The sequence below is a fragment of the Streptomyces sp. P6-2-1 genome, from assembly GCF_050613165.1.
In the GTDB taxonomy this organism is placed as follows: Bacteria; Actinomycetota; Actinomycetes; order Streptomycetales; family Streptomycetaceae; genus Streptomyces.
On record NZ_CP192513.1, the window covers coordinates 3,451,922 to 3,469,672 of the forward strand.

Annotated in this window: 13 protein-coding genes and 1 pseudogene; 7 read left to right on the top strand and 7 right to left on the bottom strand. The window is 73.4% G+C overall.

The window, feature by feature from the left end; genetic code table 11:
* Window positions 1-58 precede the first annotated feature (58 nt).
* Window positions 59-895 (top strand): Cof-type HAD-IIB family hydrolase, encoded by an 837-nt coding sequence (locus tag ACQYWQ_RS14880; protein WP_431035103.1) that lies wholly within the window; start codon window positions 59-61, stop codon window positions 893-895.
* Window positions 896-1,365: 470 nt separating this feature from the next.
* Here ACQYWQ_RS14880 and ACQYWQ_RS14885 read toward each other — a convergent pair whose 3' ends face one another.
* The 5 genes from ACQYWQ_RS14885 to ACQYWQ_RS14905 all read right to left on the bottom strand — a co-directional run bounded on the left by ACQYWQ_RS14885 (window position 1,366) and on the right by ACQYWQ_RS14905 (window position 5,558).
* Window positions 1,366-1,803, bottom strand: a complete 438-nt coding sequence (locus ACQYWQ_RS14885; protein WP_431035104.1) for a hypothetical protein — start codon at window positions 1,801-1,803, stop codon at window positions 1,366-1,368.
* 175 nt (window positions 1,804-1,978) lie between these two features.
* Window positions 1,979-2,704 carry an ABC transporter permease gene (locus ACQYWQ_RS14890; RefSeq protein ID WP_431035105.1) on the bottom strand — a complete coding sequence of 242 codons (726 nt, stop codon included), beginning with the start codon at window positions 2,702-2,704 and terminating at the stop codon, window positions 1,979-1,981.
* Between the two features lie 18 nt (window positions 2,705-2,722).
* A complete protein-coding gene (locus ACQYWQ_RS14895) occupies window positions 2,723-3,634 on the bottom strand; it encodes an ABC transporter ATP-binding protein (RefSeq protein ID WP_431035106.1) in 912 nt (303 codons plus the stop codon).
* The gene (locus ACQYWQ_RS14900) at window positions 3,631-4,518 is read right to left on the bottom strand and encodes an ABC transporter permease (protein ID WP_431035107.1); all 888 of its coding nucleotides are present in this window, start codon (window positions 4,516-4,518) and stop codon (window positions 3,631-3,633) included. Before ACQYWQ_RS14900 ends, ACQYWQ_RS14895 begins: the two co-directional genes overlap by 4 nt.
* Complete coding sequence (locus ACQYWQ_RS14905; RefSeq protein ID WP_431039200.1) at window positions 4,515-5,558, bottom strand: ABC transporter ATP-binding protein; 1,044 nt, start codon at window positions 5,556-5,558, stop codon at window positions 4,515-4,517. The genes ACQYWQ_RS14900 and ACQYWQ_RS14905 overlap by 4 nt, the downstream gene beginning before the upstream one ends.
* A 533-nt stretch (window positions 5,559-6,091) precedes the next feature.
* On the opposite strand from ACQYWQ_RS14905, the pseudogene ACQYWQ_RS14910 reads away from it, so the two are divergent.
* From ACQYWQ_RS14910 to ACQYWQ_RS14935, 6 genes and pseudogenes are all read left to right on the top strand, one after another.
* A pseudogene (locus tag ACQYWQ_RS14910) lies at window positions 6,092-6,961 on the top strand (alpha/beta fold hydrolase); the annotation flags it as partial.
* Between the two features lie 433 nt (window positions 6,962-7,394).
* On the top strand, window positions 7,395-7,979 hold the full coding sequence (locus ACQYWQ_RS14915) for an RNA 2'-phosphotransferase (RefSeq protein WP_431039201.1): 585 nt from the start codon (window positions 7,395-7,397) through the stop codon (window positions 7,977-7,979).
* An 83-nt stretch (window positions 7,980-8,062) separates the two neighbouring features.
* Entirely contained in the window at window positions 8,063-8,728 is a 666-nt protein-coding gene (locus ACQYWQ_RS14920; RefSeq protein WP_431035108.1) for a cyclodeaminase/cyclohydrolase family protein, read from the top strand.
* 78 nt (window positions 8,729-8,806) lie between these two features.
* On the top strand, window positions 8,807-9,712 hold the full coding sequence (locus tag ACQYWQ_RS14925) for a bifunctional 5,10-methylenetetrahydrofolate dehydrogenase/5,10-methenyltetrahydrofolate cyclohydrolase (protein WP_431035109.1): 906 nt from the start codon (window positions 8,807-8,809) through the stop codon (window positions 9,710-9,712).
* 190 nt (window positions 9,713-9,902) lie between these two features.
* Window positions 9,903-10,799 (top strand): LLM class flavin-dependent oxidoreductase, encoded by an 897-nt coding sequence (locus tag ACQYWQ_RS14930; protein WP_431035111.1) that lies wholly within the window; start codon window positions 9,903-9,905, stop codon window positions 10,797-10,799.
* 1,014 nt (window positions 10,800-11,813) lie between these two features.
* Window positions 11,814-12,737 (top strand): HAD family hydrolase, encoded by a 924-nt coding sequence (locus tag ACQYWQ_RS14935; RefSeq protein WP_431039202.1) that lies wholly within the window; start codon window positions 11,814-11,816, stop codon window positions 12,735-12,737.
* Window positions 12,738-12,791: 54 nt separating this feature from the next.
* Here ACQYWQ_RS14935 and ACQYWQ_RS14940 read toward each other — a convergent pair whose 3' ends face one another.
* The gene (locus tag ACQYWQ_RS14940; RefSeq protein ID WP_431035112.1) at window positions 12,792-13,877 is read right to left on the bottom strand and encodes a peptidoglycan DD-metalloendopeptidase family protein; all 1,086 of its coding nucleotides are present in this window, start codon (window positions 13,875-13,877) and stop codon (window positions 12,792-12,794) included.
* Between the two features lie 162 nt (window positions 13,878-14,039).
* The gene (cydD, locus tag ACQYWQ_RS14945) at window positions 14,040-17,645 is read right to left on the bottom strand and encodes a thiol reductant ABC exporter subunit CydD (RefSeq protein ID WP_431035113.1); all 3,606 of its coding nucleotides are present in this window, start codon (window positions 17,643-17,645) and stop codon (window positions 14,040-14,042) included.
* Window positions 17,646-17,751: the final 106 nt, after the last annotated feature.

Consider the following 17,751-nt stretch of genomic DNA (forward strand, 5'->3'; position numbering starts at 1 on the left):
GGGTACGGGGGCGGCACCCACGGGTGCGGCGGCGCTCACCGGCGCCGAGGCCGCCCCCGTGCCCGGGCAGGCCCGGCGCTCCGGCCGCTTCCCGTACCGGCTCGTCGCCACCGACCTCGACGGGACCCTCCTGCGCTCCGACGACACCGTCTCGCCGCGTACGCGCGCCGCGCTCGTCGCGGCGGCGGAGGCGGGTGCGCCGCACCTCATCGTGACGGGCCGCGCCGTGCCGTGGACGAAGAAGGTGCTCGAAGAGCTGGACTACCAGGGGCTCGCCGTGTGCGCGCAGGGCGCGCAGGTCTACGACGCGGCCGCCGGACGCCTGCTCACCTCGGTGACGCTGGAACGCGGACTCGCCCGACGCGCGATCGAGCTGATCGAGGACGTCACCGGGCCGCTCGCCCTCGCGGTGAGCCGCGACGGTCTCGAAGGCGACGTCGTCACGGGGCCCGGCTACCAGGTCCTGAGCGATGGCCTCGCCTCGATCCCGCTCGACGACGCGGACCGCGCCGCCGCGCTGTGGGAGCGGCCGATCAACAAGGTCTACCTCCAGCACCCCGCGCTCAGCTCCGACGCCCTCGCCACGGTCGCCACAACGCTCGCAGGGCAGCTCGTGGGCGTCGTGATGGCGGGCGAGGGAGTCGTCGAACTCCTCCCCCTCGGCCTCACGAAGGCCACGGGCCTCTCGATCGCCGCACGCCGCCTCGGCGTCAAGGCACACGAGACGATCGCCTTCGGCGACATGCCCAACGACATCCCGATGTTCCGCTGGGCCGCCCACGGTGTCGCGATGGCGGACGCCCACAAGAACCTGAAGGCCGTCGCGGACGAGATCACGCTGTCGCACGACGCGGACGGGATCGCGGTGGTACTGGAGCGGTTGCTGGGGGAGTGAGGGGAGCGCGGGGGGGGGCTCGACGGTGCGGCGACGGAGGGCCGGGAGCGATTTTGGGCACACCCGTACGCCGCGGGCGGGTGTGGCGTACGGGTCAACCCCAGGGGGTGGGCGGCCCAGGGCGACAAGCGCACCTTAGACCGCCCCGGGCGGGTCGCGCGGAGCTCGACGGAGCGGAGGTGGTCGACTCCGGAGCTGCTCGGACGCGAGGGTCCGCCCTTTCGGGAGCGTGGGGGACGCGGAGGTCCGCGCCACGTTCCACTCCCCGTGGAGACCGGACTCGGGTGAGGGGTCCGGCACGCACAACTCTGCCCGCCCCCGCCCGCCCGCGCCAGGTCTTTTTCATTACGTTTCGGCCGCCTTCACGCGCCGATCGAGGAACGCCGGCCACGGCACCGGGGACAGCGTGCGGTCCTGTCGGGGGGAGAGCGGTTTCCCATCCGGTTTCGCGCCCGGTCCCCCGTCGCCGCTCAGCCGTCCCCGCGCCGCTTCCTTCGCTTCCGCGCCCGCCGGGAACGGCTGAAGAACCAGCCCGCCGGGGGCTCGTCCGAGCGCCAGGGCTGCGGCGACGGCGGCCCGCCCTCCTCACGCCAGCGGGCGGCGAGCATCCGGGCCCTGGCCGAGGGCTCCGAGGTGTCGGCGGCACGGATGAAGTCCATGTCGAACTCCACGGCGTCCCAGTCCCCGTCCGCCCCGGCGTCCGGTTCCCCGCTCGGGGCGCCCTTTCCGGAGCCGGCGCCCGTACCTGTACCTGCGCGGGAGTCGGCCCTCGCCCCCGTACCTGCGCCAGTACGGGAGTCGGCCCCCGGCTCCGCGCCGGAATCCGCACCCGTGCCCTCTTCGTTCTCCGCCTCGCGGCGGGCCGAGGGCTCGGGCTCTTCCGGGGGTGGGGTGTCGTGTCCGGTCATGCGTTCCGCTCCTCACGAGTCCGGGAACTGGCGGCTCGCCGGGACCGGACCGACACGATGGATGCATTGCGCACGTTTCGTGCCGTTCCGTCCCGCACTCTCCAGTGTCGCGCGGACGGCATCAGAACGGCGTGAGTCCCCCGGAGGCCGCCCGGAGGCCCCGCGCCGCCTGCCCTTACTCCTCCCCCGCGGCGAGCTTGAGGCTGCGCAGCTTCTGCCCCGCGTACCAGGTGGCGAGTCCCGTGACGACGACGAGGAGCACGATGCCCACCGGCAGGCTCACGTCGGAGCTGACCAGCTCTGGTCGCCCCACGACCTTCTCGGCGAGCGCGAGCGCCCACTGCTGCACGCTGAGCGTCCTGGCCCCCGCGACGAAGGAGCCGAAGAGGGCCTCCCAGACCAGCGCGTAGACGAGCCCGGCGATCACCGCGTGGCGCGTGATCGCGCCGAGGAGGAGGAAGATCGCCGCGTACGCGATGGAGGCGACAAGCGCGGCGAGGGTGTAGGCGACGGCGATCTGCTGTCCGTTGCCGTTGAGGATGAAGCCGGCGATGAGCGTGGGAACGGCGGCGAAGGCCATCGTCACGGCGATCGCGACAATCAGCTTCGTGACGATGATCGTCGGCCGCTTCACCGGCTTGGCGAGCAGGTAGAGCACGGAGCCGTCGTCGATCTCGGGGCCGATCGCGCCCGTACCCGCGATGACGCCGATGATCGGCACCATCGTGGCGAGCGCGAAGCCGCCGAGTACCTCGCCCGCCGTGTTGTCGTCGGCCCCCGCGATGACGCGGGTGAAGACGGCGATGACGAGGAGGAGGACGGGCAGGGCGAAGAGGATGAGCGCGCGGCGGCGGCCGAGCAGTGCCCGGTAGGTGAGCCGGGCGACGGTGGGGTGGTACATCGGACTCCTTCCGGCCCGCTAGGCCGCGACGAGGTAGGAGAAGACGGATTCCAGCGACTCGTCGGACGGCGAGACGGTGAGCAGGCGGATGTTGCCCGCGCGGGCGACCTGCGGCAGCAGCGCGGTGAAGCGGGCGAAGTCCACTGCCTGGATGAGCAGCGCGTCCTCCTTGAGGTCGACCTCGATACCCGCGGTCGACGGGTCGGCGATGAGCGCGGCGGCGAGCGCCCTGTCGTCGCTGGAGCGGACGAGGTAGCGGTGCGGGCGGTCGGTCATGAGGCGCCGGATACGGCGGAAGTCACCGCTCGCCGCGTGCCGCCCCGCGACGATCACCTCGATGTGCGAGGCGAGTTGCTCGACCTCCTCCAGGATGTGCGAGGAGAAGAGGACGGTCCTGCCCTCGTCGCCCATGCGCCGGAGCAGGTCCATGAGCTGCATCCGCTGGCGTGGGTCCATGCCGTTGAACGGCTCGTCGAGCAGCAGCACCGACGGCTCGTGGACGAGCGCGGACGCCATCTTGACGCGCTGGCGCATGCCCTTGCTGTACGTGGAGATCTTGCGGTCCTGCGCGTACTCCATCTCGACCGTGGCGAGCGCCTTCGCCGCTGCCCTGTCGTCGAGTCCGTGCAACTCGGCGTTGGCGACCACGAATTCGCGCCCCGTGAGGAAGTCGTACATGCCCTCGCGCTCGGGGACGAGACCGATCGCGCGGTAGCTCTCCTCGTTGCGCCAGATCGGCGCGCCGTCGAGGGTCACGGTGCCGCCGGAGGGGGCGAGGAAGCCCGCCATCATGTTGATGAGCGTCGACTTGCCCGCACCGTTGGGCCCGAGCAGTCCTGTGACGCCGGGGCCGATGGTCATCGAGACGTCGTTGACGGCGACCACGTTGCCGAACCAGCGGGAGGCGTGGTCGAGGTGGAGGGTGGTCACAGCACGGCCTTTCGGTAGCGGCGCAGCAGGAGCGAGTAGCAGCCGGCGATGAGGCCGAGCACCAGGAGCAGGAAGACGAGTCCCTGCGCGACCGAGAGGTCCTGGCCGCCCGGCCAGGCCGGGGCCGCGCCGAGGAAGGCGGACTGCACCCCGTCGATGAGCGTGATGGGCGAGAAGAGCCCGAGCCAGGAGACTGCGCTGGTGCTGTCCTGGACGTAGGCGATGCCCTGGAGGGTGCTCACCGCCCCGTAGCTGATGGTGAAGACGGCGATGACGGCGGCGACGCCGAAGCCGCGGCGTGGGGTCACGGCGGAGACGACGAGTCCGATACCGGCGAAGAGGAGCGAGAGCAGCGCCACGGAGACCAGTCCCTGCGCGAAGCCCTTCGTGTGCTCCGCGACGTCGAATTTGGCAAGGAGCGCCCCGATGTACATCACGAGCAGCGGGGTGCCTGTGAGGATGAAGAGCGCGGTCGCCGTCGCGGCGAACTTCGCCCGTACGTAGTCCGCGGCTTCCAGGGGGCGGGAGAAGTAGAGCGGCATCGTCCTGAACCGCAGGTCGTGCGAGACGGCCTGGGGGGCCTGGGCGGCGAGGAAGAGGCCGACGACCGCCTGCATGACGATCGCGTACCGCGTGTAGTCGAGCGGCAGGTCCTTGAGCTTCGCCGCGATGGTGACGGCCGCGAGGATGCCGGCGACGAGGACCATGACGCCGAAGAGGAGGGCGGGCAGCACCTTGGACTTCGCGGCGCGGCCGAGGCCGAAACTGCCGCGCAGGGACTGCACGTAGAGCGCGCGGCGGATCGCGGTGCGGCCCAGGCGCGGGCCGTCGTAGTGGCGGTAGCCGATGTCGTGGATCGTCGAGGACCCGGCGGGGCTTGTCATCGGTTCCGCACCTCCTGCGGGGACGGGCCGGCGGGTGCGGCGGGGGACTGGGGTGCCCCGGCGGGCTGGGGCAGGGCGGGGCCGCGCCCGGCGCTGGTGCCGGGGGCTTCGGAGCGGAAGACCTCGGCGATGTGGTGGCGGCGCTGTTCCATGCGGACGAGGCCGAGGCCGAGATCGGCGACGGTGTCACGGACGAGGTCGTACGTCTGCTCGCCCGCGGCCTCCAGGAGCAGGATGTGGCCCGCGCCCGGCAGGCCCTGCTCAGCGGGCCCCTTGTCGAGGGCGACCCCGGCGGCGGCGAGGGCCTCGCGCAGGGCCTTGGTGCCGTCCGGGTGCTGCTCGGAGTCGGTGACCTCGACGGCGAGGGTCGTCGTGGTCTGCGTGAAGTCGCTCGTGGAGCTGGAGCGGAGCAGGGTGCCGCCGTCGATCACGACGACGTGGTCGCACGTGCGCTCCAGCTCGCCGAGGAGGTGCGAGGTGACGAGGACGGAGATGCCGAAATCGGCGTGCACGCGGCGGATGAGGCCGAGCATGTCGTCCCTGCCGACCGGGTCGAGCCCGTTGGTCGGCTCGTCGAGGAACACCAGCTCGGGGTCGTGCACGAGGGCCTGCGCGAGCTTGACGCGCTGCTTCATGCCCGTCGAGTAACCGCCCATCGGGCGGTAGCGCTCCTCGTAGAGGCCGACATGGCGCAGGGTGTCGGCCGTGCGCTCGCGCGCGGCGGTGGCGGGAAGCCCGGCCATGCGCGCCATGTGGACGACGAACTCGGTCGCCGAGACATCGGGTGGCAGGCAGTCGTGCTCCGGCATGTAGCCGACGCGGCGGCGGATCTCGCCGCCCTGGCTCGCGACGTCGAGTCCGAGCACGGCGGCACGACCCTCGGTGGCCGGGGAGAGGCCCAGGAGGATCTTGATCAGGGTGGATTTGCCGGCCCCGTTGGAGCCGACGAGCCCGGTCACCCCGGGCCCGACCTCCACGGTGAGCCGGTCGAGTGCGGTCACCTTGGGGTACCGCTTGCTCAGGCTTTCGGTCGCGATCACAGTCACACAGAAGACGCTAGTGGCACGGACCACACCGGTCGTCAACCTGTGGACTGGTCTTCGAGTCCCTCTCGGGTACTACGGGTACCCCTAGGGGTCTCCACGGGGACAGGCCGGAGGCGACCCCTCCGGCCTGCGGTTTCGCCCTTGCGCCACAGGTGCGGGAAGGTTTCCGCAGCTCTCTCGGGGTTTCCCTGGGTAACACCTGGGTCTTGACGCGGACGGCACGGGATTGCGACGGTCGTCACCGGAGCCGGGCCCGCGCGGGCCCGCGGGACGGACCAGGGGGCACGGTGCCGGAGCGACGGGCGGAAGACGGTACGGAGCGGGACGGCGACAGCGCGGACAGTGCGGGCGCGACCGGCGGCGCGGACCGGACGAGCGGGGCGGGCGACGCCCCGGACCGTACGAGCACGGCGGGCGACGCGGACGGTGCGGGCGCGTCCGGCGTCCCGGGCCATTCACACACCAGCGCGGACGCGGACCACGGGGTCGACCCGTCCGCACCCCTCGCCGGCGTCCGCGAGAGCTGGGTGGAGACCGGCGGCGTACGGCTGCGGGTCCTCGAACGCGGGGACGCGTCGCGTCCCACCGTGCTGCTCGTGCACGGCTACCCGGACTCGCAGGAGGTGTGGGAGGAGGTCGCCGAATTCCTCGCCGACCGCTTCCACGTCGTCACGTACGACGTGCGGGGCCACGGCGGTTCGAGCGCGCCGCTTCCCCTGCGCGGCGGTTTCACACTGCCGAAGCTCACCGACGACTTCCTCGCCGTCGCGCACGCGGTGAGCCCCACGCGGCCCGTGCACCTGGTCGGCCACGACTGGGGCTCCGTGCAGGGCTGGGAGTTCGCCACCGTGGGCCGCACACAGGGCAGGATCGCCTCGTTCACGTCGATCTCCGGTCCCTCGCTCGACCACCTCGGCCACTGGTACGCGACGCGCGGCAGGCACCCGAGCCCCGAGGGGCTGCTCCAGATCATCGACCAGGGCATCAAGTCCTGGTACATCGGAGCCCTCCACGTGCCCCGGCTGCCCGAACTCGCCTGGCGGGGACCGCTCGGCCGGGCCTGGCCGCGCCTGCTGCGCCGCACCGAGAAGCTCACGTCGGCCACGTACCCGACCGCCTCGCTCCCCTCCGACGCGGCCAACGGCGCCTGGCTCTATCGCGACAACATCCTTCCCCGGCTGCGCAGGCCGCGCCAGGACGCCTTCGCCCACGCCCCCGTGCAGCTCGTCGTCCCGACGCGCGACGCCTTCCTCTCTCCGTACCTCTACGACCGGGTCGGCGACTGGACGCCGCGCGGACTGCGCCGCCGGGCCGTGCCCGCCAAGCACTGGCTGCCGCGCTCGCGACCCAGGTTGCTCGCCGGGTGGATCGCGGACTTCGTCGCGGAGCGGGAGGAGTTGGGGGAGGGGAAGGGCTGAAGGGACACAGGCATGCGGGCCAAGACGAGCCTGTGCAAGACCCGTTGACGATGCTCCCCGCAACTGAGGGACGCAGGGAGATACTTGGGCAAGTGCCGCAAAACTCCCGCCACTTATCCACAGGCGAGCCAATTAGCCTGTGGATAAGTCGAGTTGCTTGTGGATCAAACCTGTTCAGCCATATGAGTGAGGCAAAAACGCGATGCGATCTTACTGATCCGATGGTCTGCTGATACGCATGAGCGACGGCCGCATCTCGAACGAAACGCCGAATCCACGTGGCGGCGCACGCGCGGACCGGCTGGCGGACCGGTCGACGGACGGACCGGTGGACGGACCGACGGGCAGGTCGGCGGGCAGGTCGGCCGACAGGCGGGCCGAGGCACGTACGGAGGGGGCGGCGGACGGAGCGGTGCAGGCGCACGCGAAGGCACCCGCCGCGCCCCTCGGACCCCGGCACGTCGCCCTCTCCCGCTTCCTCTCCCGCCATCTTCGCCACACGCCCGACCGCGTCGGCATCACGCTCGACGAGGCCGGTTGGACCGCCGTGGGGCCGCTCCTGGACGCCGCGGCACGCAGCGGACTGCCCGCGACGCGCGCGGATCTCGCACGCGTCGTCGCGGGCGACGACAAGCGCCGCTTCGCCCTCGAAGGCGACCGCATCCGCGCCCAGCAGGGCCACTCGGTCGCCGTCGACCTCGGCCTCGTCCCGCTCGCACCTCCTCCGTACCTCTTCCACGGCACCCGGCCCGCCGCGCTCGCCGCGATCCACGCGGAGGGGCTGCGTCCCATGACGCGGCACCACGTCCACCTCTCCGCCGACCGCGAGACGGCACGACGCGTCGGTGCACGACGGGGCAGGCCCGTCGTCCTCACCGTGCGCGCCGGACAGTGGTACGAGGACGGGGCCACCTTCCTGCGCTCGGGCAACGGCGTCTGGCTCACCGCGCACGTACCGCCGGAGTACCTGCACCTGACCGGGCAGCGGCAGGGCTGAGCGGCCACCCTTCACTCTCACCACACCCTGAAACAGGCACCGAAAGCCCCCGAAGTCACCGGCCCTCACGGAAGAATCGCCCCATGAGCGAGTCGCCAGGAACCCACGCCCCCACGCCCGTCTCGGCCGTGCGCACCACCCCTCTCGACGCCTACCTCGGCCGCCTCGCCGCACGCGAGCCCGCCCCAGGCGGCGGCGCGGCGGCGGCCGTCCACGCGGCGCAGGGCGCGGCGCTCGTCGCGATGGTGGCGCGCTACTCGACGGGCCCGCGGTACGCGGCGCACGCGGAGCGCATCGCCGAGATCACCACGGAGGCCGATGACCTGCGGGAACGTGCGCTGACCCTCGCCGACGAGGATGCCGCCGCCTTCACTGCGGTGACCGACGCCTACCGGCTCCCGAAGAGCACGCCCGAGGAGATGTCCGCGCGCTCCGGCGCCCTCGCGGCAGCGTTGCTCGGCGCGGCGACTCCCCCGGCCACGCTCCTGTCCCTCGCGGAGCGGATCGTCAGCCTCGCGGAGGAGTTGCTGCCGGTCGGGAATCCGAACGTCGTCACCGACGTCGCCGCCGCTGCCGAGGCCGCGCGCGCCGCGGCGAGCACCGCGCGCGTCAACGTCGAGATCAACCTCGGCGGCGTCAAGGACGCCGAGGCCCGTGAGCGCCTCACCGCGACGCTCGGCCGCACCGACCCGCTTCTCGCCCGCGCCGAGGCGGTCACGGCGGCGGTACGGGCCCGGCTGACGTCCTGAGCCGGCCCGCTTCTCGTACGTCTCCCACGCCCCCGCCCGGCGACCGTCCTCCCCTCCCCCCCCTCATCGAGGAGCCTGATGAACGACCCCCAGATCACCACCGGTGCCGAGAGCGGAGCAGGCGCGCGCCCGCTGCCGGGGAAAGCGCTCGCCGCCGCGCTGCGCGAAGGGACGCGTGCCGCCGTCGAGGCCGCGCGCGAGGCGGGGAGGGCGCCGAAGCTCGCCATCGTGACCGCGACCGACGACGAGTCGAGTGCCTGGTACGTGCGATCCCTCGTCTCCGCCGCCGAGAAGTCGGGGCTGCTCCACGAAGTCGTGCACCTCGGCCCGAAGGCGAGCACGGAGGAGGTACGGGACGCGCTGCGCAGGCTCGGCGAGGACACGTCCGTGCACGGCGTGATCCTCCAGACCCCGCTTCCTGCCGGGGTCGACGCGCGGGCGCTGGCCGAGGCGGTGCCGACGGCGAAGGACGTCGACGGCGCGAACCCGCTCTCGCTCGGTCGCCTCACGGCCGGGCTCGCCGCCTTCGCTCCCGCGACCGCCGAGGCAGTGATCACGCTGCTCGACCACTACGAGGTGCCGTTGCGCGGGGCGCGCGCGGTCGTCGTGGGGCGTTCCACGGTCGTCGGCAAGCCGCTCGCGCAACTGCTCCTCGCGCGCGACGCGACCGTGACGGTGTGCCACTCACGCACGCGCGACCTGCCGGAGGTCACCCGCGAGGCCGACATCCTGGTCGCCGCCGCAGGCCAGCCGGGGCTCCTCACCGCGGAGCACGTCCGCCCCGGGGCGATCGTGATCGACGTCGGCACCAACCCGACCCCGGAGGGCGGCCTCACCGGCGACGTCGACCCCGGCGCGGCACGCCTCGCGGGAGCCCTCACCCCCGTCCCCGGCGGAGTGGGCCCGGTGACCACGGCGGTGCTGCTGGCACACGTGGTGCGGGCTGCCCAGGGTGCGGGGATCGGGGTGGGCTTGCGGGGGTGAGGCGGCGGGCCTCCTCGGGGGCATGAGGTGATGTTTCACGTGAAACATTCCGGCTCGTGAGGAGACCTGATGTTTCACGTGAAACATCCCGACGCTGCGAAGGGTCCCGGACCAGTTCCCGACGTGTATCGGGGACGGCTGCTCGCGGGGCCTGCCACCCGCCACCCGGGCCGCCTCGTAGAGTCGTCGCATGCGTCTGAGCACTGTCATTCTCCCCGTGAACCGCTGGTCGGAAGGCGGTCGCGCCCAGTGGGTACGCGCCGAGGAACTCGGCTTCCACGCCGCGTACACCTACGACCACCTCTCCTGGCGCACCTTCCGCGACGGCCCCTGGTTCGGCGCCCTCCCCACCCTCACCGCCGCCGCCACCGCCACCACCCGACTCCGCCTGGGAACGCTGGTCACCTCGCCGAACTTCCGGCATCCGGTCACGCTCGCGAAGGAGCTGATCTCGCTCGACGACATCTCCGGCGGGCGGGTCACGCTCGGGATCGGGGCCGGGGGTGACGGCTTCGACGCGACGGCGCTCGGGCAGGAGAAGTGGACGCCGCGCGAGCGCGCCGACCGGCTCGCGGAATTCGTGCCGCTGCTCGACCGGCTGCTCACCGAAGGCGCGGTGACGCAGGAGGGCATGTTCTACTCGGCTGTCGAGGCGCGGAACATTCCCGGCTGCGTGCAGCGGCCCCGGCTGCCCTTCGCCGTCGCGGCGACCGGGCCGCGCGGGTTCAGGCTCGCGGCGCGGTACGGGCAGGCGTGGGTGACGACGGGTGATCCGAAGCTGTTCGAGGCGGGTACGCCCGCCGAGTCGGACGCGGCGTTGCGCGGACAGATCGCCAAGCTCGGCACGGCGTGCGAGGCGATCGGGCGGGACGTCACCGAGCTGGACAAGATCCTCCTCACCGCCTTCACACCCGACCGCTCCGCGATGCTCTCCTCGCTCGACGCCTTCGTCGACTTCGCCGGCCGCCAGCGCGAGGCCGGATTCACCGAGCTGGTGCTCCACTGGCCGATCCCCGACTCCGACTTCGCCGCCGACGAATCGGTCTTCGAACGCATCGCGACGGAGGGACTGGCGCAGCTGGGGTGACGCCGTCGGCGTGAGGGGTGAAGCCGCGGCCGAGGCGGTGCAGGTCGGGACGTGGGGAGTGTGGGCGGCGGTCGGCACGGCGGAGCACGTGGAGTGGTCCCGCCCGCCTCTGCCTGCTCTGCCTCACGCCGGTACGGGGCCGGGACAGCACGTACGCGCCCTGCCGCATCCGTCCGGACGGGTCTGTGCCGCTCCTGCGGTACGAGCCCGGCTCCGGCACCCGCGGTGCGTCCCGCCCCCTCGCCTCCCGCCCTCCGTGGGGCCCGGTCTCCCGCGCTTGCCCGCGCGAACCCGTTCCCGACTCCCCGGCTCCCGCACCTCATCCCCACACCACCTCGTCTTTTTCAGCCGATTCCGCGTGGCCGAAGGCCGCGCGAGGAGGGGTGCGTTCCCGGTCGTCCGAGGCGCCGGGGTGCGGTGGTGGGCGGAGCCGAGGGGCCACTGCGGGGGGCTCGTGCCCGGAGGCGAGTGTGCAGGCCGGGGGGCGTTGCGCGGGAGTGCGGCGGGCCGATCCGGAGTGAGGGGATGCGGGCGGTCGGCGGGGTGCCGCGGGGGACGGGGGAGCGGGAGAAGCGGTGGCGGCGCGGGGCAGGGGCGCATACGGGCCGTACGCCCCCTCCCGTCCAGGAGCCCGCTGACCGGAAAGCGGGGTCTGTCCAGGACACGGGGTTTGGCACGCCGCTCAGCGGGGGCGTGCTGTGGATTGCGCTCTTAGGGGGCGCGAATGGCTCATCTGTGCGGGAAGTCGCACGCCCGTGCTGGCATATGCGCCACAATGCCGAAGTGACCTCAGCGACCTCTCCGACCGCAGGGCCTGCGGCCGTCCAGCCCGGTACGACCCACCCGTCCCGGTCCTCGCAGTCCGGCGCCCGCGCGAAGGGCGAGCACGCGCCGGTGTGCTCCCTCGCAGGACCGGAGCCGTCCCCCGAGCCGCACACCCCCGGCGAGACGCCCCCGACCGGGCAGGCCACCGCCGACGAAGCCGCCGCCGCGAAGGCCGCCGTCACCACCCGGCTGCGGCTCGCGGGCGGCACCGCCCACCCCGCGCCGCCCTCGGTCTCGGCCGAGGCGTGGCCGGAGATCCCGCCGGGCCCCCGGCCCCGCCTCATCGCGACCGACCTCGACGGCACCCTGTTGCGCGAGGACAAGACCGTCTCACCGCGCACTCTCGCCGCCCTCGCCGCGGCGGAACGCGCGGGCGTCACGGTCTTCTTCGTCACCGGCAGGCCCGCCCGCTGGATGGACGTGGTCGCCGGGCACGTGGACGGTCACGGCCTCGCGATCTGCGGAAACGGCGCGGCCGTCGTCGACCTGCGCACCCCCGACCCGGAGCGCGGCCTGCCCTACCGCTTCGTACGCGTACGGCCCCTCCCCCCGGCCACGGTGCTCGATGTCGCCGAGCGCCTGCGCCGTGCGGCACCCGGTACGCAGTACGCGGTCGAGCGCACCGGTGGCATCCACCACGAACCGGCCTACCCGCCCCTCCACCTCGACCCCGCGTCGAGCATCGCCCCGATCACGAAGCTCCTCGGGCTCGACTCGGGGTCTCTGCCCGAGCCCGACGAGTCGGAGCCCGTGCTCAAGCTCCTCGCGCACCACCCCGCACTCGCGCCGGACGCCTTCCTCCGGCTCGCCAGGGACACGGTCGGCGACCTCGTCGCCGTCACCCGCTCCAGCCCGACCGCCCTCCTGGAGATCAGCGCACGCGAGGTGTCCAAGGCGAGCACACTCGCGCAGTGCTGCGCGGAGCGGGACATCTCCCCCGAGGAGGTCGTCGCTTTCGGGGACATGCCCAATGACATCGAAATGCTGACCTGGGCCGGGCGCTCCTGGGCGATGGGCAACGCTCATCCCGAGGTCCGCCTCGCCGCCTCCGCCGTCACCCACCCCAACACGGAGGACGGCGTCGCCGCGGTCATCGAACGACTGCTGACCTGAGCGGCGCGGCGCCACCCGCCGCGGGCCCCGCCCCTGTCGCCCCCGGCGGAGGCGCTACCCCACCGGTACCCCGTGCTCCCGCAGCCACGGGAGCGGCGAGATGGCCGAGCCGTAGTCCGGGGTCAGGCGCACCTCGAAGTGCACGTGCGGACCCGTCGAGTTCCCCGTCGTGCCGGACTGGGCGATCCACTGCCCCGTCCGCACGGTCTCACCCTGGTCCACGGCGACCGAGGAAAGGTGCGCGTACTGCGTGTAGTAGCCGCCGGGGTGCTGGAGCACCACCTCGATCCCGAAGGGGCCGCCGCAGGAGACCCGCACCACGTGTCCCCCGCCCACGGCACGGACCGGGGTGCCGATGCCGACGGCGAAGTCCTGCCCCGTATGGCCCTGCGACCAGTGGCTGCCCGAGCCTCCGAAGCCCGCCGACAGGACGTAGTTCTCCACCGGCGCCACCCAACGCCCCTTCGGGTATTCGGAGGCGGCCTGCTCCATCCGGGTCGCACCCCGGCAGCGCCCCGCGAGCACCGCGCTCTCGCCCTCGGCCTGGAGTCGGGCCTGCGCGTTCTGGAGCTTCGCGTCGATCTGCTTCTTGAGCGCGGCCAGGTGCGCGGTGCGCGCCTCCACGGCCTCGCGGTTCGCCCGCACCTTCTGCTCCGCCTTCGCGAGGGCGCTCTCCGCACGGGCCGAACGCTGCACGAGGTGGGTCACCGCGAGGTCGGCGTTGCTCGCGAGCCCCACGTTCTCCAGCAGGGCCTCGGCGTCGTCGGCGAAGAGAAGGTTGGCGGTGAGCGAGAGGCCGTCGTCGTGGGCCCGGTACTGCGCCCGCGCGAGGCGCCCGACATCCTTGCGGAGCAACCGCAACCGCCCCCGTTCCGTGGCAAGGCGTGCTTCCAGACCCCGCGCCTTCGCTCGTTCGGCTGCGACGGCCTTCCGGCCCTCTTCGTACTGGGCGGTCGCCGTGGCCGCCTCGCGGTAGAGCGCGGCCACGGCGCCGCTCGGCGTCGCGGGGCCATCGTCCTCGGAATGGTCCGCCCCCGCCGCCGGACCACTGAGCCCGAAAGCGCCGAGCAGGAGCAGGCACAGGGCCGAGGCCACGAGAGTGCCGCGCGGGGGTGCGGGGATTCCGGTACGGGGTGCCATGCCCCGGATCGTGGGCGCCCACGGGACCGCGCGCCTCCGCAGCGCGTACAGCCGGGGGACTCAGTGGGCCGGACGGAGGAAGGGGCTGACGATGTTTCACGTGAAACATCGCTCGGGCGGCCCTCCAAGGTGCCCGATGTTTCACGTGAAACATCTACGGGGTCAGCCCGCGACAGCCATCGTGTCCCGTGCCGCTACCCCGTCCTCCGCGAGAGGCGACCCTGTCGACCTCTCCACAGACGCGCCCCGCAGCGCGTCTGTCGCCCGCTCCTGGCGCCACATGCGGTGGAGCGGACCCGGGGTGCCCAGCAGCGTGGTCATGTTCCCGCGCTGGACGACGCGGCCCTCGTCAAGGACGACGATCTCGTCCACCGCGCCTTCGAGGCCCGCGAGCCGGTGAGTGATGAGGAGCGTCGTGCGACCCTCGGTAGCGGCGAGCAGGTCGCGCGTGAGCGCGTCGGCGGTCTCCAGGTCGAGGTGTTCGGTCGGCTCGTCGAGTACGAGGACGGGGAAATCGGCGAGGAGGGCACGCGCGAGCGCGAGCCGCTGCCGCTGGCCGCCCGAGAGCCGCGCCCCGTGCTCGCCGACGAGCGTGCCGAGACCGTGCGGCAGCGTGTCCACCCAGTCGAGAAGCCGTGCGCGCGCGAGTGCCGAGCGCAACTCCGCCTCGGTGGCGTCCTTGCGCGCGAGGAGCAGGTTCTCGCGTACGGAGCTGTCGAAGACGTGCGCGTCCTGCGCACACAGGCCCACGAGTTGGCGCACCGCGTCCCCGTCGAGCGCTGTGGCCGACGTGTCCCCGAAGCGATACGCGCCGCTCTCCACGTCGAGGAAACGGAGCAGGACGTGCGCGAGCGTCGTCTTGCCCGCGCCCGAGGCACCAACGACGGCGATCCGCCGCCCCGCGTCGAGCGTCAGGTCCACACCGTCGAGCGCGGCCCTTGCCGCGCCGGGGTGGCGCGCGACGAGCCCTTCGAGCCGCAGCGGGAACGCCGAGGTGGGCACCTCGGCAGGCAGCTCGGGTTCCCGTACGGGCGCGGGCGCGTCCAGGACCTCGTACACCCGCTCCGCGCTCTGTCGCACGCGCTGCCGCTGTCGCACGGCGAGCGGCAGGCCGAGCACCGCCTCGAAGGCGGCGAGGGGGGTGAGGACGACGACGGCGAGGGCGACCCCGGAGAGCCGTCCGTCCGCCACGGCGCTCGCGCCGCAGGCCGCCGCGCCCGCGACGGTGAGGCCCGTGAGGAGCGCGGTGAGCCCGTCACCGAGCGCGGTGAACGCGGAGGCGCGCGCCGCGATCCCCGTCAGCTCCGCATCCGCCGCCCCCGCGGCCCGCAGGCGAGCGGGCAGGGCGCCCGCGACGGTCAGTTCGCCGGTTCCTGTGAGGAGTTCGGTGACGCGCGTGGCGAGGACACCGCGCGCGGGGGCGAGCCGCCGCTCGGTGCCGCGGGCGCGCGCGCCGGTGAGCCACGGGACGCCGACCCCGGCCAGCAGCAGCCCGGCGGCGAGCACCGCGCCCGCCTCGGGGAGCAGCCACGCCGTGAAGCCGACCGCGCCCGCGCTCACGAGGAACGCGGCGCCCGCGGGGAGCAGCCAGCGCAACCAGTAGTCCTGGAAGGCGTCCACGTCGGCGACGAGCCGCGAGAGCAGATCGCCGCGCCTGCGGTCGCGCAGCCCGGCGGGGGAGAGGCGGGCGAGCCCCCGGAAGACGGCGACCCGTGTGTCAGCGAGCATCCGCAGCACCGCCTCGTGCGAGACGAGCCGCTCCGCGTACCGGAAGACGGAGCGCCCGATGCCGAAAGCGCGCGTCGCGGTGACGGCCACCATGAGATAGAGCACCGGCGGCTCCTGCGAGGCCCGCGAGATGAGCCACCCCGATGTCGCCATGAGCCCCACGGCGGAGACGAGCGCGAGCGCCCCGAGCAGCAGCGCGAGCGCGAGCCGCCGCCGATGCGCGTCCCCGAGTGCCCGCACCCGGGCGAGCGGGGCGCGCCCGGTACGCGCTCCGGGCTCCGCCGGTACGGGGCTCGCGGCCCCCGCGGACGGCGCCCCCGGTCCCGTACCGACGGAAGAACCCGCAGCAGAACCGGTGGCGACCGCGGGGCCAACGGGAACAGCACGCGGGGCCGCCGCTTCCGCGCCCCCGGCCGCCTCGATCCGCACCACCCGGTCCGCCAGCGCGAGCAGCGCGGGCCTGTGGACGACGAGGAGGACCGTGCGGCCTGCCGCGAGGCGGCCCACCGCCTCGACGATGCCCGCCTCGGTCGCGCCGTCGAGCGCGGCGGTCGGCTCGTCGAGGAGGAGGACGGGGCGGTCGGCGAGGAACGCGCGGGCGAGCGCGAGACGCTGCCGCTGTCCCGCCGAGAGCCCCGCACCGTCCTCGCCGAGCACCGTCCGCACGCCGTCCGGCAGTTCCCGTACGAATTCCCACGCCCCCGCGTCGCGCAGCGCGCGGGCGACCTCGGCCTCGGTGGCCTCCGGCCGGGCGAGCAGGACGTTCTCGGCGAGCGTGCCGGCGAAGAGCGCGGGGTGCTGCGGGACCCAGGCGATCCGGGCGTGCCACAGGGCGGGGTCGATCTCCGCGAGGTCCGTACCGCCGACGGTGATACGGCCCGCGTCCGGGCGCACGAAGCCGAGTACGGCCTGGAGCAGTGTCGACTTGCCCGCGCCGCTCGGCCCCACGAGCGCGACCGTCTCCCCCGGACGCACCCGCAGCGAGATCCCGTCGAGCGCCGGAGCGGCGCGGCCCGGGTAGCGGACGGCCAGCCCCTCGACCCGCAGCTCGCCCTCCGGCGCCACGGCCGTTCCCGCCGTCCGTTCCTCCGTCTCCAGGACCTCGAAGACCTCCTCGGCGGCGGCGAGTCCCTCGGCGGCCGCGTGGTACTGCGTGCCGACCTGGCGCAGCGGCAGGTACGCCTCGGGCGCCAGGACGAGCACGACGAGTGCCACGTACAGATCCATGTCGCCGTGCACGAGCCGCATCCCGATCGTCACAGCGACGAGCGCGACCGAGAGCGTCGAGAGGAGTTCGAGCGCGAACGAGGAGAGGAAGGCGATCCGCAGGGTGCGCATCGTGGCACGGCGGTACTCGCCCGTGATCCGGCGGATCGACTCCGCCTGCGCCTTCGCGCGGCCGAAGACCTTGAGCGTCGGCAGCCCCTCGACGACATCGAGGAAGTGCCCGGACAGGCGCGAGAGCAGACGCCACTGGCGGTCCATCCGCTTCTGGGTCGCCCAGCCGATGAGGATCATGAAAACGGGGATGAGCGGGATCGTGACGACGATGATCGCCGCAGAGACCCAGTCCTCCGTGACGATCCGGGCGAGCACGGCGACAGGGACGACGACCGCGAGGCCCAGGTGTGGCAGGTAGCGGGAGAAGTAGTCGTCGAGCGCGTCGACGCCGCGCGTCGCGAGGTTCACGAGCGAACCGGTCCGCCGCCCTTCGAGCCAGCCGGGGCCCAGGGCCGCCGCCTTGGTGAGCACGCGCTGCCGCAGTTCGGACTTCACCGCCGCGCTCGCGCGGTGCGCCGCCGTCTCGGTGAGCCAGGAGACGAGCCCGCGCCCGCACGCGACCGCGACGAGCAGCAGGAGCGGCCGCAGCAGGTCGCCCGCGTCCTCGCCGTGCTGGAAGGCGCCCACGACGACCTCGGCGATGAGCATCGCCTGGGCGACCACCAACAGGGCACCGAGCACGCCGAGTCCGACGACGGCCACCAGGAAGAAGCGGGTGGCGCGGGCGTACCGCAGGAGCCGGGGATCTACAGGTTTCACGTGAAACATCCTTCCGCGAGCGAGGCGGACGGGGCGGGGCGGCGGCTGAGGACGGAACGGGGGAGGGTGCGGGGCCGTCGGGTCGCCGGCCGACGGCCCCGCACCG